Consider the following 23,334-nt stretch of genomic DNA (forward strand, 5'->3'; position numbering starts at 1 on the left):
ATGTCAGACTCGCTACTCGCTTCAGTGATACGGGTCCGCCGCGTCCCGCAGACCGTCGCCGACGAAGTTGAAGGCCAGCACCGTCACGAGCACAGGCACAACCGGCAGGAGCAGCCAGGGATAGAGCTGCACGGCTGCGAGATTCTGCGCGTCGTTGAGGAGCACGCCCCAACTCGTCACGGGCGGGCGCAGGCCGAGGCCGAGGAAGGAGAGGGCGGTCTCGCCGAGGATCATCGTCGGGATCGACAGGGTCGCCGAGGCGATCAGGTGGCTCATGAAGTTGGGGATCAGGTGGCGGGCGATCAGACGGGACGGCGAGGCCCCCATCAGTTCGGCCGCCTGGACGAAATCCTCCTCGCGCAGGGCGAGCAGCTTGCCGCGCACCGCCCGCGCCAGCCCGGGCCAGTCGAGGAGGCCGAGGATCACCGTGATCCCGAAGAAGATCAGCAACGGGCTCCAGTTCGGCGGCAGGGCGGCCGACAGGGCGAGCCACAGGGGCAACTCTGGAATCGAGCGGACCAGTTCGATCAGGCGCTGCACGGCGGCGTCCGCCCAGCCGCCGAAATAGCCGGCGATGCCGCCGAAGAGCATCCCCAGCACGAAGGAGATCGCCACCCCCACGAGCCCGATCGTGAGGGAGATGCGCGTGCCGTAGACGATCCGCGAGAACAGGTCCCGGCCCAGCCGGTCGGTTCCGAGGAGGAACAGCGTGCCGCCCTCCGGCGGACAGACGAGGTGGATGTCGGAATGGATGAGACCCATCCAGTCGTAACCGTCGCCCCGGCACAGGAAGCGCAGGGGCTGCGGGGCGCCGGTGTCGCTCCGGTAGTCCCGCCGGAACGTGTCCATGTCGAGGTGCGACTTGTACGGATAGACGAAGAGACCGGCGAAACGCCCCTCGTGGAACAGGTGGACGCCCTGCGGCGGGGCGTAGAGGAAGTCGCCGTCGCGCCGCGCCTGTCCGTAGGGGGCGATCATCTCAACGAAGGGGATGAGGGCGTAGAGGCCGAGGAGAATCGCCGCGAAGACCGTGGCGAGGCGATGCTTCAGGAACTTCCGGCCGATGAGGCGCCACGCCGAGGCGGAGCCGGCGGGGGTGTCCCTCACCTCGTCCGGCACGAAGGGCGAGGGATCGACGAAGTGGCGCGGTTCGCCCGTTTCGAAGGCCGGGCGGTTCATCGCAGGCCCATGCGGATGCGCGGATCAAGCCAGACCAAGGTGAGATCGGAGATCAGCATCCCGACGACGGTCAGGGAGGCGACGAACATCAGGATGAAGCCCGCCATGAACTGGTCCTGGTTGCGCAGGGCCTCCAGCAGCAGCGGGCCGACCGTCGGCAGGCTCAGCACCAGCGAGACCAGCACCGAGCCCGAGACGAGGTGCGGCAACAGGTTGCCGATATCCGCCACGAAGGGGTTCAGGGACATCCGGAACGGGTATTTTAGCAGGGCGCGGGTCGGCGGCAGGCCCTTGGCGCGGGCGGTGACGGTGTAGGGCTTGGCCAACTCGTCGAGGAGGTTCGCCCGCATCCGGCGAATCATCGCGGCGGTGCCGCCGAGCCCGATCACAAGCGTCGGCACAACGAGGTGGGCCAGCAGGGAGCGGATCTTCTCCCCGTCCCAGGGCCGGTTGGTGAGGCTCGATTCGTAGAGCCCGCCGATGGAGAGGCCGAACCAGCGGTTGGCGTAGAAGAGCAGGATCAGCGCCAGCAGGAAGCCCGGCACGGCGAGGCCGACATAGCCGAGCAGGGTCACCACCGCGTCGCCTGCCGTGTGCCGGTGGGTGGCGGAGTAGATCGCCGCCGGGATGGCCACGAGGTGGACGAAGATCACCGCCGTGAGGTTGACGAGCAACGTCAGCCATAGGGCGTCGCCGACCACGTCGGCCACCGGCTTGTCGTACTCGAAGGACCAGCCCCAATCGCCCTGGAGCAGGCCGGAGAAGCCCCCCGGCCCAGGCATCAGCCCGACCCACATCAGGTATTGCTGCCAGACCGGCCGGTCGATCCCGTATTGGCGGATCAGCAACTCGGCCTTGGCGATGGAGCCCGCATCGCCCGTGGCGCGCAGTTCCATGATCCGGTTGGTCAGGTAGTCGCCCGGCGGCAGCTTGATGACGAAGAAGACCAGGGCGGAGATGACGAGCAGCGTCACCGCCATCGTCAGCACGCGCCGGAGGATCGCGGGGATCATCGGGCCTCCGCCCGGGCTTCGGGCGCCTCGCCCCAGAAGAGTTCGTCGAGGCGCTGGACGCCGATCATCGCCGTGGGTTCCCAGGAATAGAGGGCGCGGACGGGAAGATTGACGAGCCGGTCGGCGGCGACGACCGGCTGCAGCGCGCCCGCCACGGTGCCGATGGTCCAGGTGTTGCGGGCGTGGTTCATCAGCATCTCGCGCCAGATCTCGCCCTGTCGGGCGGCATCGTCCGTCGCGCGCCACTCTCGGTCGAGGTCGAGGAGGCGCTGCGCCTCCGGCATGTCGCAGGGCTCACCGCTCTTGCCGCGGCTCGTGGCGTTCATGGACCAGCGCGGCCAGGAATAATGGTCCGGCTGGGCCGGGCTCAGGCCCGTCGGCGGCATGATCGCGGTGGGCACCGCGAGGTCGAGCCCCTGCGCGGCCACCATCACCGTCAGCCCCGCCAGTGAGCGGCGCCCCAGGTTGGTGCGCTCCTGCGGCTTGGTGACGAGGCGGATGCCGACCTCCCGCCAGAACTCGCCGATGAGGGTCAGCGCGTCGAGGATCTCACCCGCCTCGCCGTCGCTCTCCACCACGATCTCCAGGGGTCGCCCGTCGGCCATCAGGCGGATGCCCGAGCCGTCACGGTTGGTGAGCCCGATGGCGTCGAGGAGGCGGGACGCTTCCGCGAGATCGTAGGCGGCGTTGAGGGTGCGGTACTCGGGGGCGAACAGGGGGCTCTCGGGCAGGATCGTGTTGTTGCCCTCCGCGCCGAGCCCGAAGAGCAGCGTGTTGTTGAGGGTGCGCCGGTCGATCGCCCTGGACAGCGCGTGACGGAACCGGATGTCCCGGTTAAGGACGCGCCACGCGGGGTCCAGCGTCGTCAGGTTCGGGTAGAGGGCCACCTCCGACCCGCGGCCCAGCGGCCAGAGGTTGGTGCGGTAGTGGTGGACCTTCTCGCCCTCCTTGAGGCTCGGGATGTCCGGCATGGTCAGTCCCCGGAACATCAGGTCGGCCTCGCCCGCGTTGGTCTTGGCCACGAGGAGCCCGGTCGAGGCCACGTCCATGACGATGCGGTCGATGTAGGGCAGCTGCGTCCCGGCCGTGTCGACGCGGTGGTAGGAGTGGTTGCGCTCGAAGGCGAAGCGCGTCGCCGGGGAGCGGGTTCTGGGAACCCAGCCCTGGAGGGTCGGGCAATCGGGGTTCATCAGCTCGTAGTTGTCGTCGAGCTTGTTGTGCAGGGCCGCCCAGCTGCGGACCTTGGCGGCCTTCGCCTTGGCCTCGGCGGCCTCCTTGCCGACGTAGCGGGGATGGTACGGCTTCAGGTAATGCGCCGGCCGATAGATCAGCGGATCGCGGGGGGCGGCGAGCGCCGGCAGGAACATCGGGTTCGGGCGGTCCCAGCTGTAGCGGATCGTGCGCGCGTCGGGGAACTCGACCCTGGGCGGCTTGCCGTCCACCAGCAGGAACATCGGCGGCCCCTCGGGGCTCAGCTCCTTCTGGTTGGCGACGTCCTCCCACCAGTAGCGGAAATCCTCGCTGGTGAAAGGATGCCCGTCCGACCAGCGGTGTCCCTCTCGCAGGGTGAAGGTGAAGCGCCCGCCCTCGACCTCGTAGCGCTCCAGCACGTCGGCCTGCAGGGCGAGGGAGGCGTCGTAGCCGACGAGGCGGGTGTACCCGTAGACGGAGAGGTAGCGCACGTCCCGCGCCTTCGCGATCAGCGTGCGGATCGTCCCTCCGGCCTTGCCGACGCGGCGCCCGTGGGCGGCGAGGTCGGCGACGAAGGGCGTGGTCGGCGGCGCGGGGGCGTCCTCGGCGAGCGCCCGGCGGGGGAGGAGAGGCGTGGCCGCGAGGGCCGCCAGGAGCGCGCGGCGGGAGATGACGGTCGCCTCCCTCACCCGTGTGGGGATGGGTAGGGGTGGTGCAGGAGGCACCGCCACGCCCCATCCTGAATCACCCCCACCTCCGGCTCCTCTCCACAAGGGGGAGGAGGGCAGGTCGCGCTCCTTGTCCGTCACGGCCCACCCTCCTGCAACGCCACGTAGGTCAGCCGGGCCGGCGAGTAGCCGGTGGCGCGGTGCAGGTCGTCGAAGGGGTGCGAGCGGGCGATGAGCGAGGCAGCCCGCCGGGCCAGTTCGTCGCCGGCGGGCTGCTCGAAGGGGCGGCCGTTGCGGGTCCAGCGGATCGGCTCGGGGTCGCCGTCGAGGGATGTGATCATCGCGATGGTCGGATGAGCCGGACCGCCGTGGGAATGGATGCGGTGGGCGGGCACGTCGTCGTCGAACAGCAGCCGCGTGATCCCGCGCCCGTGCGCCTCCACCACGCGCCGGGCCTGGGAGACGTGGTCGTCGAAGAAGGCCACCGTCGCGGCGGGATCGAGCCTCGACCAGTCGGCCCGCGACCAGTCCTCCCGGCTGTAGCGGGCGCGGGCGTCGCGGTATTGCAGGCCGGACAGGTCCGGGTCGTGGCAGAAGATCGCCGCCTCGGGACACGCCTGCCGGATGATCCAGGTCGTGAGGCCGCGGAACACGCCGGACTCGATCACGAAACGCGGCTTCAGCACCCGCATCGCAACGTAGAGTTGCAGCGCGCCGTTGAAGCCGCTGCCGCCCCGGCGCTGGCGCACGGGCGCGGTGGGAATCAGGTGCCAGAAGGTCTCGGTGAGCGCGCGGATGTCCGCGTCCGGTGTCAGCCCGCTCGCCGCGAGGTCGGCCGAGAGGCTGTCCGCCGCCGCGTCGAGGAGGCGGGCCACCTCGCGCGGGGAGGTCGGGCGGTGGGTCCAGTCCGGCGCGGCGGGGACGAGATCGTAGCCGAGACGGTCGAAGAGCGGCCCGAGCACCTTCCGGCGCAAGCGTTCGAGGACGACGGGCGGGCGCGGCTGCATCAGGCGGCCCTCCGGGCGTCGGCCGCCGTGTGGCGGACCCAATGCCCCCCCTCGATCTCCACCATCGCGCCGGTCTCGTCGGGGGCGAGGCGGAAAGGCGCCTCCCAGCGGGAGGGATCGGACGCCTCGCCCGTCACCGCCGCCATGTCGAGGGGGTGGTCGAGGCTAGGGTCGGGCACGGCGGCGAGGAGCGCCCGCGTGTAGGGATGGACCGGGTGCCGGAACAGGGCGGCCCGGGGCGCCTCCTCCACGATCCGGCCCCGGCACATCACGCTGATCGTATCCGCCATGTAGTCGATCACCGCGAGGTTGTGGGACACGATGAGGTAGGACAGGCCGAGCGCCGTCTGCAGATCCTTCAACAGGTTGAGGATCTGCGCCTGGACCGAGACGTCCAGCGCCGAGACCGGCTCGTCGAGCACGAGGAGGCGGGGCTCCAGCGCCAGGGCGCGGGCGATGCCGATGCGCTGGCGCTGGCCGCCGGAGAAGGCGTGCGGATAGCGGGACAGGGCGCCCGCCTCCAGCCCGACCATCGCCATCAGCTCGCGGCAGCGGCGGCGGCGCTCCTCGTGCGCCACGCCGTGGATCTCCATCGGCTCCGACAGGATCTGCCGCACGGTCATGCGGGGATCGAGGGAGGCGTAGGGGTCCTGGAAGACGAACTGCACCGTGCGGCGGTAGGCGAACAGTGCCTCGCCGGAGAAGGCGTGGACATCCTGCGGGCCGGCGCCGCCGTCGAACAGGATGCGGCCCGCATCGGGGGCCAGCGCCCGCATGACCATCTTCGAGACAGTGGTCTTGCCCGAGCCCGATTCGCCGACGAGGCCCAGCGTCCGTCCGCCTTCGAGGCGCAGCGACACGTCCGCCACCGCCCGCACCGTACGGGGCTTGGCGAAGAGGCGCCCGGCGCGCAGCGTGAAGGTCTTGCTCACGCCCTCGACGGCGAGGATCGGCCCGGCGAGGCGCGGCGCCTCCCGCTGCGGCGGGATCTCGGCCTTCGCCGGGCGGATCGGCGTCAGGCGCTCGCCGGGCGCCATGTCGAAGCGCGGCACCGCCTCGATCAGGGCCTTGAGGTAGGGATGACCGGGGTGGCGCATCACCACGTCTTTCGGGCCAGCCTCCACGAGCCGACCCCGGTAGAGCACGGCGACCTCGTGGGCGATGTTGGCGACGACGCCGAGGTCGTGGGTGATGAGCAGGATCGCCATGCCGGTCTCGTCCTGCAACCGGTTGAGCAGGGCGAGGATCTGCGCCTGGGTCGTCACGTCGAGGGCGGTGGTCGGCTCGTCGGCGACGAGGAGGGCGGGCTTCAGGATCAGGGCCATGGCGATCATCGCCCGCTGGCGCAGGCCGCCGGACAGCTCGAACGGGTAGGTCTTGAGCGCCCGCTTCGGATCGGGGAAGCCGACGCGCGCCAGCGCTTCCTCGGTCCGGGCGTCGCTCTCGCGCCGGTCGGCGCCGGTATGGATGCGCAGGGCCTCGCCGATCTGGTCGCCCACCGTGTGGAGGGGCGAGAGGCAGGTCATGGGCTCCTGGAAGATCATCGCGATCTTCCGGCCCCGGATCGCCTGGATCGCCGGGCCTTCCTCGGGCAGGCGGGCGAGGTCGACGGTTTCGCCGTCGGCGCCGAACAGCATCTGTCCGCGGGTGATCTCCGCCGACCGGGGCAGGATGCGCAGGATGGCCTGCGCCGTCACCGACTTGCCGGAGCCGGATTCGCCCACCAGCGCCAGGGTCCGGCCGCGGGGGATGTCGAGGGACAGGCCGTGCAGGGCCTCGAACCGGCCCGCTTCGGTGCGGAAGGCGACGGCAAGGTCGCGGATCGACAGGAGCGCGCTCACACGGCCCTCGGGCGTTCGTGGAGGGGGGAGATAGGTTGGCGCGCCCGCACGTCCACCGTTCCGCCGAACAGGTCGCGGGGATCGTGAAACCGCACCGCCGGATGCGCGGCGAGCAGGGGGATCAGCCTTTCGAGGAAATCCCAGACCGCTTCGTCATGGGCGAGGTGATGGGTAAGGAGCCCGAGCGGGACCGCGCTTTCGCCCTCGGCGTGGGCGATCGCCGTGGCGAGGAGCGCGCCGGGGTCGCGGAGCGAGCGGGTGCCGCGCCAGTCGATCACGTCCCAGGGCGCGTCGGCGCGGACGAGCCCGTCGATGGCCGGTCCGCCCGCCGCCGAGAGGCCGCGATAGCCGAGGCCGGGCAGCGCCCGCGCGAGGTCGTCCGACACCCGGTTCCACGGCGGCACGAAGACCGGCAGGAGGCCCGGCAGGGCCAAGCGCTCGCGGGCGAGGGCCAGGGCGCGCGCCGCGTCGTCGCGCTGGGCGGCGAGGGGGCGATGGGGGCCGAACTCGGCCGCCTTGTCGCCGGGCGGCGCATGGTTGGCGTGGGCGAGGCCGTGGACCGCGAGGCTGACGCCGGGAGCGTCGGTCAGCCGCTCGCGCAGCGAGGACTCCGTGCGGCCGGTGATCGCCGCGATCAGGAGGGGCGCTCCCTTCGCGAGGGCGAGGAGCCGGTCGAGGGCTGGGGTCGCGGCGACGGCGTCGTCGTCGCGCCACCAGACGGGCATGCGGCGGCCCCGCGCCGCCGCCCGGTCGAGGGCGTCCCGCAGCCCCGCGACGGGGTCCGGGCGCGGCCGGGGGCGGCGCGACGCCACCATCTCCTCCACGATGTCCACGGTGCGGGCGCTGCCGTCGAGGGCGATGGTGCGCTGGGCGGCGCCCCCGCCGGGGGGCCGGGCGGCGTCGTGGACGGCCGCGATGAGGGCTTCCGGTGACAGCTCCGCCTCTCCCAGGATCCGGGCGAGGCCAAGGGCGGCGAGCCCCTCCGCCCGCAGGCGCTGCTCGGTCTCCCGCCCGGCCTCGAAGGGCACGAGCACGGCGGGCGTGCCGGTCGCCAGGAGATCGACGGCGGTGTTGTAGCCGCACTGGCTGACCGAGACGGCGGACTGCGCCATCAGCGCGCGATAATCGGGCCGCGCCCGCATCACCGTGCCGGGGGCCAGCCCCTTCGACAGGTCGGCCAGTTCCGCCTCCGGCACGCCGTGGCCGACGAGGAGGCGCCAGCCGAGGTCGGGACGCCGCCGGGCGGCGCCGATGGCGGCGCGGAACAGGCCGAGCCCGGCGCTGCTCGATCCGGCGGCGACGAGGATGCCCTCCCGGTGCCGCGCCGGGCGCACCGGATCGCCCTCATCGACGTAGCCGGTGTAGCGCAACGCGGGCGCCAGCGCGGCATCGACGGGCCAGGAGGCGCCGAGGGGCATGAAGGCCGGGTCGCCGTGGACCAGCACCGCGTCGTAGAGCGCGGCGATCCGGGCGTGGGCGTCCGCCACCTTGGCGGGCCGGTCGGGCGGCACGAGGATGTCGCGCACCGAGGCGAGGATCAGCGGGCTCTCCGGCCGGGCGCGGGCGGCCGTCACCAGGGCCATGAACTCGTCCGCCAGGATCCGGCGTCCGAAGGGGAAGAGTTCGCTCACCACCACGTCCGGCCTCGCGCGCTCCAGCGCATCGAGGAGCGCGCTCTGGCGGGCGGCGAGCAGCGCGGTGTCGGCGGGATTGCCGTCCTTGCCGACGAGGCGCCCGAAATCGAATCCCGCGCTGCGCACGGGCGGCAACTGGACCAGCCGGGCCCCGCCGGGGCGGACCAGCGGCGAGGGCATCCCGCCCGAGACCAGAACGGTCTCGTGGCCGGCGGCGGCGAAGGCGCGGGCGAGGGCCGCCGCGCGGGTGAGGTGGCCCGCCCCGAGGAGATGGGTGACGGCGACGAGGATCCTCATGCCGCCGCCTCCGGGCCGGACGCGGCCCCGGCGCTCCGCGCCAGCGCCCCGCCGATCAGGGCGATGCCCGCATCCTCGGAGAAGTCCTGCACCAGCCGCCAGCGGGCGGCGCGGCCGAGGCGCCGCCGCAGGGACGGGTCGGCCGCGAGCCGCGACAGCGCCTGCGCCAGGGCATCGGGGGCGCCGGGCGGGACGAGGAGGGCGTGGACGTCGTCGGCGAGGAACTCGGGCGTCCCGCCGAAGGCCGTCGCGAGGATCGGAAGCTCCTGGCTCGCCGCCTCCATCAGCACGTTGGGCAGCCCGTCGCGGTCGCCGCCCGGCGCAGGCTTCGTCGGCAGCACGAACAGGTCGGCCTCCCGCATGGCGGCGATGATGGTCGGCTGCGGCAGGGCGCCCCGGAACAGCAACCGGTCGGCGATGCCGAGTTCGGAGGCGAGCGCCTCCAGCCCGGCCCGCAACTCGCCGCCGCCGATCAGGTCGAGACGCCAGTGAAGGTCCGGGGGCAGGGCCTTCAGCGCCGCGAAGAGGTCGTCGTGCCCCTTCTTGGCGACGAGGCGTCCGACGCAGAGGAGCCGCAGCGGCGCGTCGGGATTCACACCGTCGCGGGGCTCGCGCCACTCCGGCGGCGGCGGGAAGCGCGTGAGGTCCAGCCCGTGATAGGCGAGCCGCGTCCGGCCGGGCGCCAGGGCGTCGAGGCGGGCGAGGCCGTCGCGGGTGCAGGTCACGCCCCAGGCCGCCTCGGCGAGCTTCTCGACGAGCTCCCAATCGGGCGTCGTCCAGATGTCCTTGGCATGGGCCGAGAAGCTCCAGCTCAGCCCCGCGAGACGGGCCGCGTAGCGGACGACGCTGCCCGGTGTGTGGAGGAAGTGAACGTGGAGATGCGTGGTCGCGGGGGTGATCTCGTCCGCGAGAACGAGGGCCTGCCCTAGGCGGCGCAGGCGGGAGGCGGTCGGGTCGCGGCGGAGGTCGCGCAGGAAGAGGCGGAGCACCGCCCAAAAGGCCGGCCTGCGCGACGCCCGCAGCGCGGCACGCAGGACCCGCCAGGGATCGTCGCGCAGGTATTCCGGCAGGTAGGCGACCGGCGCCGCGATCGCCTCGTGCATCGGGTGCCGGAACCGGTCCGTCGGCCGCCTCAGCGACCAGATGTCGAGGGACAGGCCACGGCGCTCCAGGGCCAGGATTTCCTGGGCGATGAAGGTTTCCGACAGGCGCGGGTAGCCCTTCAGCACCACCGCGATCCGAGGATCGTCCACGATCCGGGGAGCGCTCACGAGCAGGCCCGGATCGGCACGGCGTCCCGGCACGGTGCGAGCGCGCGCACCCGGTCCACCACTGTGTCGAGCCCGTCGAGGAGGCCCGGCACGACCACGCGCGACGGTTCCGGCTGGGAGGGCAGGGCGCGCAGGGCCGCCGCCATCCGCGCCGGCGCGCGCCCGTCCTCCTCCATCAGGACCCGGACGAGGCCGAGGCGTTCGGCGGCGAGGGCCCGGATCGCCTGCTCCCGCCGGGGCTCCGTGCGCGGCACGAGGATGGCGGGCCGGTCGAAGGACAGGATCTCACAGAAGGTGTTGTACCCGCCCATGGCGACGACGCCCGCCGCCTTGCACATCAGGAACTCGATCTCGCTGTCGAAGGTGATGGCCGCGATCCGCCCCGGCAGGGCGGCGATGCGGGCGTCGAACCCTGCGCGCAGGCCCGCGTCGAGGAACGGCCCGAAGGCGACCAGACAGGGGAGCGGGAGGGCCGGGTCGGCCTCGTAGGCCGCAATCACCCAATCGATCAGCCCGGCGCCGTCGCCTCCGCCGCCTGGCGTGGCCAGGAGGAACGGGCCGGTGGCGATGGACGGCTCCCGCCGCCCGGCCCTCGCCTGCGGCAGTCCCCGCCGGAGATAGCCGGTGTAGGTCAGGCGCCCGCCGATCCTGTCCGCGACCTCCGGCGGGAGGGGGAGGCCGGACAGGGGCTCGTGGATCCGGTCGAGGCCGTAGACCCAGATCTCGTCGTAGAACCGGTCCATGGCCTCGACGGCGCCCTTGCGCTCCCATTCCGGCGCGAGGCGCTCGGCCTCGTCCAAGACGTCGCGCAGGCCGAGCACTAGCTTGGTGCCCCGCGCCGACTCCCGTTCGAGGAGCGGCAGCATCTCGCCGTGGAATCCCGCCGGCTCCTTGTCGACGATCATCACATGTGGCCGGAAGGTCTCCGCCGTCCGCAGGAGCGCGGCCTTGCGCTCCGCGACGGTGTCGGTGAGGGAGGTTTGCCCGCCGCTGACGTAGCTGCCGTCCGCCAGCTTGTTCACGGGGGGTAGGCGCACGGTCCGCACGCCCCGGACGAAGGCGTACCGGTCGGCCACGGGCGAGCCCGAGACGATCACCGCCCGCGCGCCGGGGCAGCCCGCGACGATGGCGTGGGCGATGGCCCGCGAGCGGCGCAGGTGGCCCAGCCCGAAGGTGTCGTGGCTGTAGATCAGGACGCGCAGAGCGGAGGTCTCGTCCTCGGGCGTGGTCACGCGAGTCTCCCGCCGGCGGGAGCCGTCGCCCGCGCATCGGTCGGCCGGCCTACGGCACGGGCTTGAAAGGACGATGACCGCATTCCCCTGCCCGGTGACGCCCCCGCGGCACGAGCCCGGCCGGGCTCGCCTTCGCGCGCACAGGGCGGGAGCATCGCAGCCGCGACCGCACCGCACAAGTCCGGCGGAGACGATCCGTGAGCGTTAACGGCGCCCAAACCCTTCCCACCTAGGCTCACCTCGCCTCGATCAGCGCCAGGGCCCCATGATCGCCTCCGACACGCGCCTCGCGCCGGGCCGCCTCGATGCCCTGCGGGCGGATCTCGCGGACCTCTTCGGCAGCGATGCCCGCCTCCTGGCCTTCGGCCGCCGGGCCGCCTGGGTGCTCGTGCCGTTGATCGTCGGGATCGTCGTCGTTCTTTTCGGCACTGGGCCGGAGCCCCGGCGAAACTGGTACGGCGACTTCCTCGGCAACGACTTCACGCAGGTCTGGGTGGCCGGCCGTGCCGCCCTGGAGGGGAGGGCGGCCGAGCCCTACGACCTCGCCAAGCACCTCGACAACCTGAAGGCGGCGTTCGGCCCCGAGTGCCGCTTCGCGTGGCATTACCCGCCGGTCTTCCTGCTGCCCTCGGCGGCGATGGCACTCCTCGACCCCCAGGTGGGCTACCTCCTCTGGTGCGTCCTCTCCGCCGCGCTGTTCCTGTGGGCCATGCGCCTCGCGGGGGGGCGCTGGGACGCGGCCTTCATCGCCTTCGCCCACCCCCTGGTGTTCTGCAACCTGTCCTACGGGCAGAACGGCCTCTTCACCGCCGGGCTGATGACGCTGGGCCTCGTCTGCCTCGACAGGCGGCCCGTCGCGGCGGGCCTGTTCTTCGGGCTCCTCGCCTTCAAGCCGCATTTCGCGGTGCTGGCGCCCCTGCTGCTGCTGCTCACCGGCCGCAGGACGGCGCTCGCCTCCTGCCTCGCCACGGCATCCCTCTCCTGCCTCGCCTCCCTCGCCCTGTTCGGGGTCGAGCCCTGGCTCGGATTCGTGCGCACCCTCGGCGATACCAACCGCATCATCCTGCAGAACGCGGCCGCCGGGCTCGACCTTAACGCCAGCGCCTTCGGGGCCGTGCGGCTCGCGGGCGGCCCGATGGCGGCGGCCTGGGCGGCGCAGGCCGCGGTGGCGGTGCTCGCCCTCGCCCTCGTGGGCCGGACGTGGCTCCGTCCCGCTTCCCCGGAACTCCGCGCGGCGGCCTTCCTCGCCGCCGCGCCGCTGCTCTCGCCCTACGTCCCGGTCTACGACCTCGCGCCGCTGATCCCGGCGACGCTGTTCCTCGTCCTCGCCGCGAACCGGGCGGGCGGACTCGCCCGGCACGAGCGGGCGCTCCTCGCCCTCAGCCCCCTGGCCGCCCTGATCCGGGTGGGCGCGGGGGCGACGGGGTTCTCCTTCGGGCTCGCCCTCGCCCTCGGGACGCTCGCCTGCGTCTGGTGGCGGGCCGACCGCCGGATTACAGCGGTCGCGGCATCTTGAAGGGCAGCATCAGCTGCACCAACGGATTGCGGAACCGGCCGAGGGACAGGCTTTCGTGTACGGCCCGCACCGGTTCACCCGCCAGCGTCGAGGCCAGCAGCGAGCGCGAATAGAACGGCGTGTCCTCGAAGGTCTGGAGCACCCGCGAGCGCCCGTCGTCGCTGCGGGTCGCGCGGGGCATCCGCCAAAACCCGGTGGGCGGCAGGGCGGCGGGAAGCGGCGGACGGATGTCCCGCCGCGCGCCGTCGAAGCCGAACCGGAGGGAGAGGCTGCGCCCGCCGCCGTTGCGATGGTTCACGTCGTAGAGGATCGCCGCCCCGTCCGGCAGTTCGGCCCGGCACCACGTCCAGGAGGTGAAGGCGTCGCTCAGGGGCTCGTCGCCGTCGTTGGTGTCGAAGTACCCGCTGCCCTGCCACGACAGGCCCGGCTCGGTCAGCGCGACCTCCACCCGGGAGGCGGGCGCCATCGGCCACCAGCGGTGCCGCTCGCCCGCGTCGAGATGGAAGGGGCCCGCCGTGATGCCCGACGGCCGCAGGCGGATCGTGCCGCGGATCGGCCGGGGCACGGGCGCGCCGCGCTCGTCGATGCGGACCGTCAGTTCGGTCCCGTCCCAGTGCATGGAACTCGGGCCGATGGCGATGTGGTCCTGGCTGCGCGACAGGCTCCCGGCCTTGCGCTCCGTCATGGCGAAGCGGCCGGGGCGGCCGTAGAGCACCACGTTCATGGCGCAGTGGTCGAAGGGGTCCTGCGCGCGGCTCCAGCCGTAATAGGGCGAGAAGACGCTGCCGATGAAGGCGATGATCGTGAGCCCGTGGGCCCCGTCGTCGCTCACCGCATCGACATACCACCACGCGTAGCCGCCCCGGGCAACGGCACCGTCGAACCGAGGTCGGCGAGGATCGCTTCCGCCGCGAGCCTCCCCGATTGCGCCGCCATCGGCACGCCCGGCCCCGGATGGACCGAGCCCCCCGCGAGGTAGAGCCCCCGCACCTTCGTGCGCGCCCCCGGCCGCTTGAACGTCGCCGTCCAGCCCTGCGGCGCCCGTCCGTAGAGCGCCCCCGCGCTCCCCGGGAACAGCGCCGCGAAATCCGACGGCGTCGTGGTGGTGATCGCCGATTCCCGTGCCAGGGACAGCCCGCAGGCCTGGAGCCGCGCTCTCAGGGTCGTTTCGCATCGCGCGATCTCCGTGGAAGGAAGGGGACGGTCCGCCCCATCGGCCGGGGCGTTGACGAGGAGGAGCAGCCGCTCCGGCCCGGCCGGATCGCCGCCTTCGGCGGCGCGGTCCTGCGCGCAGACGTAGACGGTCGGGTCGGGCGGCAGGCGCCGGTCCCGGAGGATGGCATCGAACTCCGTCCGGTAGTCGCGGGAGAAGAACACCGTGTGGTGGGCGAGCGGAAAGCCCTGGGCCTCGGCCCGCAGGCAGAACGTCACCGCCGAGAGCGAGCGTTCCGATTGCCCGATCCGGTCGCCGGCCGGCGCCGCCCCACGGCCGAGGAGCCCCGCCCCGAGGGCCGAGACGTCGCCGTTGCAGACGACGACCTCCGCCGGGAGACGCTCGCCGCGCGCCAGCTTCACCCCCGTGACCCTGCTGGAGGCGACCTCGATCTCCTCCACATGGGCGCCGTAGCGGAACTCGACGCCGCGCTCGACGGCGAGGTCGGCCAGGGCGGCGGCCAGGGCGCTCAAGCCGCCCTTCACCGTCCAGACGCCCGCTTGCTCCACATGGGCGACCAGCATCAGGGTGGCGGGCGCCGTGAAAGGCGAGGCGCCGCAATAGGTGGCGTAGCGGCCGAAGAGCTGCATCAGGCGCGGATCGCGGAAGTACTCCCCGAGCGCCGACCAAAGCGTCGCGAAGGGCTGGATGCGCCAGAGGTCGCCGATGCCCGAGAGCCCGACCCGCTTGGCGAGGCCCGCCGGGTTGGTCTGGCCCGCGCGGATGAAGCTGCCCTCCAGCGTGCGGTAGACCTCCGCCGAGCGGGCGCAGAACCGGCGGTAGCCCTCGGCCTCGCGGGCGCCCGCGAAGGCCGCCACCGCCTCGGCCGACCGGTCGATGTCGGCGAAGAGGTCGAGGCGCTCGTCGCGGCTCCAGGCGTGGCGGGCCAGCAGCCCGGCGGCGGAAAGCTCGACGCGCTCCCCCAGCCGCGCGCCGCACTCGGCCAGCAACTCGTCGAAGACCCACCGCATGGTGAAGACCGTGGGGCCGGCCTCGATCCGCGTTCCGTCCACAGGCACGGAGCGCATCTTGCCGCCCGGCGCCTCGCCGCGCTCCGCCACGGTGACGGAGAAACCGTCCCGCGCGAGCCGGAGGGCGGCGGCGAGGCCGCCGATCCCGGCTCCGATCACGACGACACGCACTCCCGTCACGGTGTGGGACCTCCCGCAATCGGGATTGATCTCATTCCTCTGAAGTGTCAATTAAAGGTGACACAAAGTGCTGACAACACGCTTTGACAGGGAGGGCACTATGGAGCCCGGCACCCGAATCGAGTCGGCCCTGGACCGGGCCGTGGCCCATGCGGAGGCGCCCGGCGCGCCACCGCTGCTAGCCGAGGCCATCCGCTATGCGGTGTTTCCCGGTGGGCACCGCATCCGTCCCCGGCTCTGCCTCTCCATCGCCCGTGCCTGCGGCGAGGACGACCCCGCGCTGGCGGACGCGGCGGCGGCGGCGATCGAACTCCTGCACTGCGCGTCCCTGGTCCACGACGACCTGCCCTGCTTCGACGACGCGCCGACGCGGAGGCAGAAACCCGCCGTCCACATCGCCTACGGGGCGCCCATCGCGGTTCTGACGGGCGACGCCCTCATCGTCCTGGCCTTCGAGACCCTGGCCCGGGGCACGCGGCGCTATCCGGCGCGGCTCGCGCGCCTCGTCGGCCTGCTCGCGAAGTCGGCGGGTTCGCCGTCCGGCATCACGGCGGGGCAGGCTTGGGAATCGGAAGCGCACGTTGATCTCAGCGCCTACCAGCAGGCGAAGACCGGCGCCCTGTTCGCCGCCGCCACCGTCATGGGCGCCGCCGCGGCCGGCGCCGATGCGGAGCCCTGGCGGCATCTCGGCGAGGCGCTGGGCGAGGCCTATCAGGTGGCCGACGACCTCCGCGACGTGGCCTGCCGCCAAGAGGAGATCGGCAAGCCCGCCGGGCGCGACGCCACCCTGGGCCGGCCGAATGCGGCGGCACTGCTCGGCACCGGCGGCGCCCTCGACCGGCTCGCCCGGCTGACCCGCGAGGCGATCGGTGCCGTCCCCGATTGCCCCGGAGCCGCGAGGCTCACCGCCGAGATCGAGGCGCAGGCGCGGCTGTTCCTGCCCGCGAGCCTGCGGCCGGTGTCGGCCTGAGCCGGGACACCGCCCTGTCGGACCCGTCGCCGGGCGAGGCGCGCTCCCTGCCGGAGCGGTGGCTCGCCCTGCGCAACCGCCTCGTGGCGAGCTCACGCTTCCAGCGCTGGGCCGCAGGCTTTCCCCTGACGCGGCGCATCGCGCAGCGGAACGCCCGGACGCTGTTCGACCTCTGCGCCGGCTTCGTCTACGCGCAGATCCTCGCGGCCTGCCTGCGTCTGCGCCTGTTCGAGATCCTGGCCGAGGGGCCGCTGTCTTCCGAGGTCCTGGCCCGCCGCCTCGCCTTGCCGCCCGAGCGGGCGCCGACGCTGCTGCGGGCGGCCGCGTCCCTCGGCCTCATCCGGACCCTGCGGGACGGGCGCTATGCCCTGGCCGACCTCGGCGCGGCGACGCTCGGTAATCCGGGCATCGCGGCGATGGTCGAGCACCACGCACTGCTCTACGCCGACCTCGCCGACCCCGTGGCGCTGCTGCGCGGCGAGGCGGACCACACGCACCTCGCCTCCTACTGGCCCTATGCCGAGGGCGGCCCGGTCGAGGCCGGGACGGCCGCGCCCTATGGCGCCCTGATGGGCACCTCTCAGGCGATGATCGCGCAGGACATCCTCGACGCCTGCGACCTGTCGAAGGTCCGGCACTGGATGGATGCCGGGGGCGGCGAGGGGGCCTTTATCCAGGCGGTAGCGGGGCGCCTGCCCACGGCGCGCCTCAGCCTCTTCGATCTGCCGGCCGTGGCCGAGCGGGCGCGGGCGCGGCTCGACCGGATCGGCCTCGGCGGGCGAATCGCCTGCCTCGGCGGGAGCTTCCACGAGGGGCTTCCGGAGGATGCCGACACGATCTCCCTGGTCCGGGTGGTCCACGATCACGACGACGCCCCGGCCCAGGCCCTGCTTCGGGCGGTCCACACGGCGCTGCCCCAGGGCGGCCGCCTCGTCCTCGCCGAACCCATGGCCGGAACGCCGGGCGCCGAACCGGTCGGCGACGCGTATTTCGGCTTCTACCTCATGGCGATGGGCTCCGGCCGCCCGCGCACGGCGCAGGAGTTGACGCAGATGGCCCGCGAGGCGGGCTTCGACACCGTGCGCGAGCGGCCGACGCGCCGTCCGCTGCTCGCCCGGGTGCTCATCGCACACAAAACCGGCAGCTGACCGTCATCCGTTGTTGACGTTCCAAAGTGTCCATCTAGAATGACACTTACGAGAGTCCCCTAAGAGAACTCTCTCTGAGTCGGGCGGAATTCCAGCCATGGACGCTCTCGCCGTCATCCTCGAACGACCGGAAGGACTGGCGCTGCGGCGCCTTCCCCTGTCCGACGCGGGTGCCGGGGATGCGGTGGTGGACGTGGCCTGGAGCGGGATCAGCACCGGGACCGAGCGCCTGCTCTGGTCGGGCCGGATGCCCGCCTTCCCCGGAATGGGCTACCCGCTGGTGCCCGGCTACGAGACCGTCGGGCGCGTCGCGGAGGCCCCCGCCGGCTCCGCCGTCCGCGCCGGCCAATGGGTGTTCGTCCCCGGCGCCCGCTGCTTCGGCCCCGTGCGCGGCCTGTTCGGCGGCGCCGCCTCGCGTCTCGTCACGCCCGCCGACAAGCTCCTTCCCGTCGATGGCTCGCTCGGCGAGCGCGCCTGCCTCCTCGCGCTGGCGGCCACTGCCTGCCGGGCGGCGAAGGGGCTGACGGAGGGCGAGCGTCCCCTGATCGTGGGGCACGGCGTGCTCGGCCGCCTCCTCGCCCGCGTCGCCGTCGCCATGGGCGCCGAGCCGACCGTGTGGGAGACCGACCCCGCCCGCCGGCAGGGCGCCGAGGGATATGCGGTCGCCGCGCCGGACGACGACGCCCGTCGTGACTACGGCCGCATCCTCGATGTCAGCGGCGACTCGTCGGGCCTCGACGGGTTGATCGCGCGCCTCGCCCCCGGCGGCGAGATCGTGCTCGCCGGTTTCTACGAGGCGGCGCTCTCCTTCGCCTTCCCGGCGGCCTTCATGCGGGAGGCGCGCCTGCGCATCTCCGCCGAATTTCGGCCCGACGACCTCGCGACGGCGACCCGCCTGATCGCGGCCGGGCGATTGTCCCTCGACGGCCTGATCACCCACCGCGCGCCCGCCGCGCGGGCCGAGGAGGCTTACCGGACGGCCTTCGCCGATCCGGCCTGCCTCAAGATGGTCCTGGATTGGAGGGACGCTGCATGAACGTCCAGATCGACAAGGCCGCCCTCGCGAACGCCGCCCGCCTCCGGGCCGAGGCCGCCATCGAGCCCGATCCCGTCTCCACCGCTCCGGTGAAGAAGGAGACGCAGATCATCGCGATCTACGGCAAGGGCGGCATCGGCAAATCGTTCACGCTGGCGAACCTCAGCTACATGATGGCCCAGCAGGGCAAGAAGGTGCTGCTGATCGGCTGCGACCCGAAGAGCGACACCACCTCACTCCTGTTCGGCGGCAAGGCCTGCCCGACGATCATCGAGACCTCAACGAAGAAGAAGCTCGCGGGCGAGCAGGTCGCCATCGGCGACGTCTGCTTCAAGCGCGACGGCGTCTACGCCATGGAACTCGGCGGCCCCGAGGTCGGGCGCGGCTGCGGCGGGCGCGGGATCATCCACGGCTTCGAGTTGCTGGAGAAGCTCGGCTTCCACGAATGGGGCTTCGACTTCGTCCTGCTCGACTTCCTCGGGGACGTGGTCTGCGGCGGCTTCGGCCTGCCGATCGCCCGTGACATGTGCCAGAAGGTCATCGTCGTCGGCTCGAACGACCTGCAATCGCTCTATGTCGCCAACAACGTCTGCTCGGCGGTGGAGTATTTCCGCAAGATGGGCGGCAACGTCGGCGTCGGCGGGCTCGTCATCAACAAGGACGACGGCACCGGCGAGGCACAGGCCTTCGCGGCCGCCGCTGGAATCCCGGTTCTGGCCTCGATCCCGGCCGACGACGACATCCGCAAGAAAAGCGCGAATTACGAGATCATCGGCAAGCCGGACGGCCGCTGGGGCGATCTCTTCGCCGGTCTCGCCGCCAACGTGGCCGACGCCGTGCCGCACCGGCCGACGCCGCTCTCCCAGGACGGGCTGCTCGGCCTGTTCTCCAGCGAGACCACCGGCCGCGACGTGGTGCTGGTGCCCGCCACCTTCGAGGACATGTGCGGCACCGTGCAGGTCACGAAGCCGTCCCTCGAAGTCGTGTACGACGAGGTCTGACGCGCATGGCCGTCTCCCTCGACATCGCAGCACTGCGGGCCCGCCAGGCGGCCCCGGCCATCGACGTCGCCGCCACCCAGGGCGACGGGCTCGGCTGCCATGCGGGCAAGGTGGCGATGATCGCTGCCGCCGAGGCGTCGGGGATGTCGGAGACCCTGGCGCAGCTGCGCGAGGATTACCCGCAGGGACCCCACGACCAGCCGCAGAGCATGTGCCCCGCCTTCGGGTCGCTGCGCGTCGGCCTGCGGATGCGGCGGACGTCGACGATCCTCTCGGGCTCGGCCTGCTGCGTCTACGGCCTGACCTTCACCTCGCATTTCTACGGTGCCCGCCGGAGCGTCGGCTACGTGCCGTTCAACTCCGAGACGCTCGTCACCGGCAAGCTGTTCGAGGACATCCGCGAGGCGGTCCACGCCACCGCGAAGCCCGAGGATTACGACGCGGTCGTTGTCATCAACCTCTGCGTGCCTACCGCCTCGGGCGTGCCGCTCCGCCTCCTGCCGAAGGAGATCGACGGGGTGCGCGTCATCGGCATCGACGTGCCGGGCTTCGGCGTGCCGACCCATGCCGAGGCCAAGGACGTGCTGGCCGGGGCCATGCTGAAATTCGCCCGCGCCGAGGTGGAGCAGGGCCCGGTACAGGCGCCGAAGGGCGGCCGGTCCGAGCGCCCTACCGTAGCGCTGCTCGGCGAGATGTTCCCGGCGGACCCCATGGTGATCGGCGGCCTGCTGGCGCCGCTGGGCCTCGCGGCGGGACCGGTGGTGCCGACGCGGGAATGGCGCGAACTCTACGGCGCCCTCGATAGCGCTGCGGTGGCCGCGATCCACCCGTTCTACACGGCGAGCATCCGCGAGTTCGAGGCGGCCGGTCGCCCGATCGTCGGCTCGGCCCCCGTGGGCGTCGAGGGCACGGAGGCGTGGCTCGAGCGCATCGGCGCCGCCTGCAACGTGCCGACGGCCACCATCGACGCCGCCAAGGCCGGGATCCTCGCGGGGATCCGCGGCGCCCTGTCGGCCTCGCCGATCCAGGGCCGGATCACGCTCTCCGGCTACGAGGGCTCGGAACTGCTGGTGGCCCGCCTGCTCATCGAGAGCGGCGCCGAGGTGCCTTACGTGGGCACAGCCTGCCCGCGCACGCCGTGGTCGGATGCCGACCGGGAGTGGCTCGAAGCCCGCGGCACCGAGGTGCGCTTCCGCGCCTCCCTGGAGGACGACCTCTACGCCTTCCACCACTTCCGGCCGGACCTCGCCATCGGCACGACGCCCGTGGTGCAGAAGGCCAAGGAAGCCGCGACCCCGGCCCTCTACTTCACGAACCTGATTTCCGCCCGCCCGCTGATGGGCGCGGCGGGCGCCGGTTCGCTCGCGACGGTCATCAACGCCGCCCTGCGCAACAGGCCGCGCTTCGACGCGATGCGCGATTTCTTCGAGGGCGTCGGCACCGGCTACGCGGCGGGCGTCTGGCAGGACGTGCCCCAGAAGAAGCTGTCGCCCAAGGCCGAAGGTCCCAAGAAGCCGATCGGGGAGATGGCGTGATGCTGATCCTCGATCACGACAGGGCCGGTGGGTACTGGGGCGCGGTCTACGTCTTCACCGCGATCAAGGGCCTGCAGGTCGTCATCGACGGCCCCGTGGGCTGCGAGAACCTGCCCGTCACCTCGGTGCTGCACTACACCGATGCCCTGCCGCCGCACGAGTTGCCCATCGTGGTGACGGGGCTGGCGGAGGAGGAACTCGGCCGCCACGGCACCGAGGGCGCGATGAAGCGCGCCCACTCCACCCTCGACCCCGGCCAGCCGAGCGTGGTCGTCACCGGCTCCATCGCGGAGATGATCGGCGGCGGCGTGACGCCCGAGGGCACCGGCCTGCAACGGTTCCTGCCGCGCACCATCGACGAGGATCAATGGCAGGCGGCCGACCGGGCGATGACCTGGCTCTGGCAGGAATACGGGGCGAAGAAGTTCGCCAAGAAGGGCATCCCGGCCCGGCCCGCCCGCAAGGAGGGCGAGCGCCCCCGCGTGAACCTCATCGGCCCGGCCTACGGCACGTTCAACATGCCGAGCGACCTCGCCGAGATCCGGCGGCTGGTGGAGGGCATCGGCGCCGAGGTGAACCTCACCTTCCCGCTGGGCTCGCATCTCGCGGACGTGCCCAAGCTCGTCAACGCCGACGCCAACGTCTGCCTCTACCGGGAGTTCGGCCGGGGCCTGTGCGAGGCGCTGGAGCGCCCCTTCCTGCAGGCGCCCATCGGCGTGCTCTCGACCACCAAGTTCCTACGGGCGCTGGGCGAGATCCTGGGCGTCGATCCCGAGCCGTTCATCGAGCGCGAGCGCCACACCACCATCAAGCCGGTCTGGGACCTGTGGCGGTCGGTGACGCAGGACTTCTTCGGGACCGCGAGCTTCGGCATCGTAGCCACCGAGACCTACGCGCGGGGCGTGCGCCACTTCCTCGAGGAGGAGATGGGCCTGCCCTGCCACTTCGCCTTCGGCCGGTCCGCCGGGCTCAAGCCCGACAACGCCGCCGTAAGGGAGGCCATCGCCAAGAACCCGCCGCTGGTGCTGTTCGGCTCCTTCAACGAGCGGATGTACCTCGCGGAGGCCGGCGGCCGGGCGACCTACGTGCCGGCCTCGTTCCCCGGGGCGATCATCCGGCGGCACACCGGCACGCCCTTCATGGGCTACGCCGGGGCGACCTACCTCGTGCAAGAGGTCTGCAACGCCCTGTTCGACACGCTCTTCCATATCCTGCCGCTCGCCCGCGACATGGACAAGGTCGAGCCGACGCCCGCCCGCACCCACCGCGAGCTGCCCTGGGATGCGGCGGCGCTCGCCGCCCTCGACAGCGCCGTCGAGCTGCAGCCGGTGCTGGCCCGGATTTCCGCCGCCAAGCGGCTGCGCGACGCCGCCGAGCGCCGCGCCCGCGCCGGCGGTGCCGACGAAGTCGCCGCCGGCCACGTGGCCGGTGCCCGATCCGATCTCAGCGCGGGAGCCCCCGCATGAGCCGCCCTTCCGACAAGGAGACCTGAGGATGCGTACGATGGCCCCGACCGCGCGCCAGCATCAGGAAGCGCTCCAGTTCAAGCTGATCCTGGCCGCGACCTACCCCTTCTTCCTCGCCGCCGCCGCCGTGGCGCGGATCACCCACGGTCGCGAGCCCGCCCGCGCGGGGCTCCCCGCCCAGCATCGCTCGGTCTTCGGCGAGGCGCGGGCGATGGCCGTCCAGGCGATCCCCTTCGCCTTCATGGGCTGACTCCTTTTGGGCCGGACACCCCCACGGGGCCCGGCCCGCACACGAGACGCTTCCGTCCGGTGACGCGGGGGAAGTGAGGCCGCAGCCTTCAGCGGCACCACCCGTCGCGCCCTCCCCGGGGCGCGGCCAACACACGGAGGTCTAAAACCATGGCTGGTGGACCCATCACGACAGAAAGACCGAGCAGCCTGTCCGGGCTGACGGAACCGGAGGCCAAGGAGTTCCACGCGATCTTCCTGACGAGCTTCCTCATCTTCACGGCGATCGCCGTGGTCGCCCACATCCTCGTGTGGCTGTGGCGCCCGTGGCTTCCCGGACCGCAGGGCTACGCCTCGCTCGAAGGCGTGACCGATACGGCCCGCGCCCTTGTCTCGATGATCGGCTGAGGAGGATCGGATGCACAAGGTTTGGTTGCTGTTCGATCCGCGGCGCACGTTGGTGGCTCTGTTCACCTTCCTCTTCATCCTGGCGCTGCTGATCCACTTCATCCTGCTCTCGACCGACCGGTTCAACTGGCTGGAAGGTCCGAAGGTGAACAAGGCGGCGAACGCCATCACCCTCGCCCTGCCCGAGATGCCGGCCTGAGGCCACGACACGGAGGGGCGGAACGCCGACGCCTCCGCCCCTCCGAATACCTGAGCGCAATCCGACGAGGTGGATGCCGGTCCGTCGCCGGAATGCGCGTCGAAACGAGGTCCCGGAGCCGCCGAGCCGA

The 23,334-nt window shown here is 72.3% G+C and carries 20 protein-coding genes; 10 read left to right on the top strand and 10 right to left on the bottom strand.

Going from position 1 to position 23,334, the window contains the following annotated elements; genetic code table 11:
* Positions 1–21 precede the first annotated feature (21 nt).
* The 8 genes from MFF06_RS13720 to MFF06_RS13755 all read right to left on the bottom strand — a co-directional run bounded on the left by MFF06_RS13720 (position 22) and on the right by MFF06_RS13755 (position 11,333).
* Positions 22–1,179 (bottom strand): ABC transporter permease, encoded by a 1,158-nt coding sequence (locus tag MFF06_RS13720; protein WP_238204725.1) that lies wholly within the window; start codon positions 1,177–1,179, stop codon positions 22–24.
* Positions 1,176–2,192 carry an ABC transporter permease gene (locus MFF06_RS13725; protein ID WP_238204727.1) on the bottom strand — a complete coding sequence of 339 codons (1,017 nt, stop codon included), beginning with the start codon at positions 2,190–2,192 and terminating at the stop codon, positions 1,176–1,178. Before MFF06_RS13725 ends, MFF06_RS13720 begins: the two co-directional genes overlap by 4 nt.
* Positions 2,189–4,114 carry an ABC transporter substrate-binding protein gene (locus tag MFF06_RS13730; protein WP_238204729.1) on the bottom strand — a complete coding sequence of 642 codons (1,926 nt, stop codon included), beginning with the start codon at positions 4,112–4,114 and terminating at the stop codon, positions 2,189–2,191. The genes MFF06_RS13725 and MFF06_RS13730 overlap by 4 nt, the downstream gene beginning before the upstream one ends.
* A gap of 74 nt (positions 4,115–4,188) precedes the next feature.
* Complete coding sequence (locus MFF06_RS13735; protein ID WP_238204731.1) at positions 4,189–5,058, bottom strand: hypothetical protein; 870 nt, start codon at positions 5,056–5,058, stop codon at positions 4,189–4,191.
* A complete protein-coding gene (locus MFF06_RS13740) occupies positions 5,058–6,899 on the bottom strand; it encodes an ABC transporter ATP-binding protein (RefSeq protein ID WP_238204733.1) in 1,842 nt (613 codons plus the stop codon). The genes MFF06_RS13735 and MFF06_RS13740 overlap by 1 nt, the downstream gene beginning before the upstream one ends.
* On the bottom strand, positions 6,896–8,830 hold the full coding sequence (locus MFF06_RS13745; protein ID WP_238204735.1) for a glycosyltransferase: 1,935 nt from the start codon (positions 8,828–8,830) through the stop codon (positions 6,896–6,898). Before MFF06_RS13745 ends, MFF06_RS13740 begins: the two co-directional genes overlap by 4 nt.
* Positions 8,827–10,083, bottom strand: coding sequence for a glycosyltransferase (locus MFF06_RS13750; RefSeq protein ID WP_238205111.1), 1,257 nt, complete (start codon positions 10,081–10,083; stop codon positions 8,827–8,829). The genes MFF06_RS13745 and MFF06_RS13750 overlap by 4 nt, the downstream gene beginning before the upstream one ends.
* A 14-nt stretch (positions 10,084–10,097) precedes the next feature.
* On the bottom strand, positions 10,098–11,333 hold the full coding sequence (locus MFF06_RS13755) for a glycosyltransferase family protein (protein WP_238204737.1): 1,236 nt from the start codon (positions 11,331–11,333) through the stop codon (positions 10,098–10,100).
* A gap of 265 nt (positions 11,334–11,598) precedes the next feature.
* Here MFF06_RS13755 and MFF06_RS13760 point away from each other — a divergent pair, with 265 nt between their 5' ends.
* Complete coding sequence (locus MFF06_RS13760; RefSeq protein ID WP_238204739.1) at positions 11,599–12,849, top strand: glycosyltransferase family 87 protein; 1,251 nt, start codon at positions 11,599–11,601, stop codon at positions 12,847–12,849.
* Here MFF06_RS13760 and MFF06_RS13765 read toward each other — a convergent pair.
* A complete protein-coding gene (locus tag MFF06_RS13765) occupies positions 12,827–13,681 on the bottom strand; it encodes a carotenoid 1,2-hydratase family protein (RefSeq protein WP_238204742.1) in 855 nt (284 codons plus the stop codon). The two genes, MFF06_RS13760 and MFF06_RS13765, sit on opposite strands and share 23 nt — an antisense overlap.
* Positions 13,678–15,213, bottom strand: a complete 1,536-nt coding sequence (gene crtD, locus MFF06_RS13770) for a 1-hydroxycarotenoid 3,4-desaturase CrtD (RefSeq protein WP_238204744.1) — start codon at positions 15,211–15,213, stop codon at positions 13,678–13,680. Before crtD ends, MFF06_RS13765 begins: the two co-directional genes overlap by 4 nt.
* A gap of 100 nt (positions 15,214–15,313) precedes the next feature.
* Between crtD and MFF06_RS13775 the strand changes: the two genes are divergently transcribed.
* From MFF06_RS13775 to pufA, 9 genes are all read left to right on the top strand, one after another.
* Entirely contained in the window at positions 15,314–16,183 is an 870-nt protein-coding gene (locus MFF06_RS13775) for a polyprenyl synthetase family protein (protein ID WP_238204746.1), read from the top strand.
* A 14-nt stretch (positions 16,184–16,197) separates the two neighbouring features.
* Positions 16,198–17,331 carry a methyltransferase gene (locus MFF06_RS13780; RefSeq protein ID WP_238205112.1) on the top strand — a complete coding sequence of 378 codons (1,134 nt, stop codon included), beginning with the start codon at positions 16,198–16,200 and terminating at the stop codon, positions 17,329–17,331.
* A 97-nt stretch (positions 17,332–17,428) separates the two neighbouring features.
* Positions 17,429–18,367 (top strand): chlorophyll synthesis pathway protein BchC, encoded by a 939-nt coding sequence (gene bchC, locus MFF06_RS13785; protein ID WP_238204748.1) that lies wholly within the window; start codon positions 17,429–17,431, stop codon positions 18,365–18,367.
* Positions 18,364–19,368, top strand: a complete 1,005-nt coding sequence (locus MFF06_RS13790; protein WP_238204750.1) for a chlorophyllide a reductase iron protein subunit X — start codon at positions 18,364–18,366, stop codon at positions 19,366–19,368. The genes bchC and MFF06_RS13790 overlap by 4 nt, the downstream gene beginning before the upstream one ends.
* Before the next feature lie 5 nt (positions 19,369–19,373).
* Positions 19,374–20,903 carry a chlorophyllide a reductase subunit Y gene (bchY, locus tag MFF06_RS13795; protein WP_238204752.1) on the top strand — a complete coding sequence of 510 codons (1,530 nt, stop codon included), beginning with the start codon at positions 19,374–19,376 and terminating at the stop codon, positions 20,901–20,903.
* The gene (gene bchZ / locus MFF06_RS13800) at positions 20,903–22,369 is read left to right on the top strand and encodes a chlorophyllide a reductase subunit Z (protein WP_238204758.1); all 1,467 of its coding nucleotides are present in this window, start codon (positions 20,903–20,905) and stop codon (positions 22,367–22,369) included. The genes bchY and bchZ overlap by 1 nt, the downstream gene beginning before the upstream one ends.
* 28 nt (positions 22,370–22,397) lie before the next feature.
* Positions 22,398–22,619 carry a hypothetical protein gene (locus MFF06_RS13805; RefSeq protein WP_238204759.1) on the top strand — a complete coding sequence of 74 codons (222 nt, stop codon included), beginning with the start codon at positions 22,398–22,400 and terminating at the stop codon, positions 22,617–22,619.
* Positions 22,620–22,768: 149 nt separating this feature from the next.
* The gene (pufB, locus tag MFF06_RS13810) at positions 22,769–23,005 is read left to right on the top strand and encodes a light-harvesting antenna LH1, beta subunit (protein ID WP_238204760.1); all 237 of its coding nucleotides are present in this window, start codon (positions 22,769–22,771) and stop codon (positions 23,003–23,005) included.
* A 10-nt stretch (positions 23,006–23,015) separates the two neighbouring features.
* Positions 23,016–23,204: a light-harvesting antenna LH1, alpha subunit gene (gene pufA / locus MFF06_RS13815; RefSeq protein ID WP_238204761.1), complete on the top strand. Its 189-nt coding sequence runs from the start codon at positions 23,016–23,018 to the stop codon at positions 23,202–23,204.
* Positions 23,205–23,334 lie beyond the last annotated feature (130 nt).

It is taken from the genome of Methylobacterium aerolatum (assembly GCF_022179085.1).
Classification (GTDB): domain Bacteria; phylum Pseudomonadota; class Alphaproteobacteria; order Rhizobiales; family Beijerinckiaceae; genus Methylobacterium; species Methylobacterium aerolatum.

What these genes read in the sequence shown, in the direction of transcription:
- MFF06_RS13725 (WP_238204727.1), bottom strand. Translation starts at nt 2,192, where the DNA reads ATGATCCCCGCGATCCTCCGGCGCGTGCTGACGATGGCGGTGACGCTG.
- bchY (WP_238204752.1), top strand. Translation starts at nt 19,374, where the DNA reads ATGGCCGTCTCCCTCGACATCGCAGCACTGCGGGCCCGCCAGGCGGCC.
- MFF06_RS13775 (WP_238204746.1), top strand. Translation starts at nt 15,314, where the DNA reads ATGGAGCCCGGCACCCGAATCGAGTCGGCCCTGGACCGGGCCGTGGCC.
- MFF06_RS13760 (WP_238204739.1), top strand. Translation starts at nt 11,599, where the DNA reads ATGATCGCCTCCGACACGCGCCTCGCGCCGGGCCGCCTCGATGCCCTG.
- MFF06_RS13805 (WP_238204759.1), top strand. Translation starts at nt 22,398, where the DNA reads ATGCGTACGATGGCCCCGACCGCGCGCCAGCATCAGGAAGCGCTCCAG.
- MFF06_RS13720 (WP_238204725.1), bottom strand. Translation starts at nt 1,179, where the DNA reads ATGAACCGCCCGGCCTTCGAAACGGGCGAACCGCGCCACTTCGTCGAT.
- MFF06_RS13745 (WP_238204735.1), bottom strand. Translation starts at nt 8,830, where the DNA reads ATGAGGATCCTCGTCGCCGTCACCCATCTCCTCGGGGCGGGCCACCTC.
- MFF06_RS13735 (WP_238204731.1), bottom strand. Translation starts at nt 5,058, where the DNA reads ATGCAGCCGCGCCCGCCCGTCGTCCTCGAACGCTTGCGCCGGAAGGTG.
- pufA (WP_238204761.1), top strand. Translation starts at nt 23,016, where the DNA reads ATGCACAAGGTTTGGTTGCTGTTCGATCCGCGGCGCACGTTGGTGGCT.
- MFF06_RS13790 (WP_238204750.1), top strand. Translation starts at nt 18,364, where the DNA reads ATGAACGTCCAGATCGACAAGGCCGCCCTCGCGAACGCCGCCCGCCTC.
- bchZ (WP_238204758.1), top strand. Translation starts at nt 20,903, where the DNA reads ATGCTGATCCTCGATCACGACAGGGCCGGTGGGTACTGGGGCGCGGTC.
- bchC (WP_238204748.1), top strand. Translation starts at nt 17,429, where the DNA reads ATGGACGCTCTCGCCGTCATCCTCGAACGACCGGAAGGACTGGCGCTG.
- pufB (WP_238204760.1), top strand. Translation starts at nt 22,769, where the DNA reads ATGGCTGGTGGACCCATCACGACAGAAAGACCGAGCAGCCTGTCCGGG.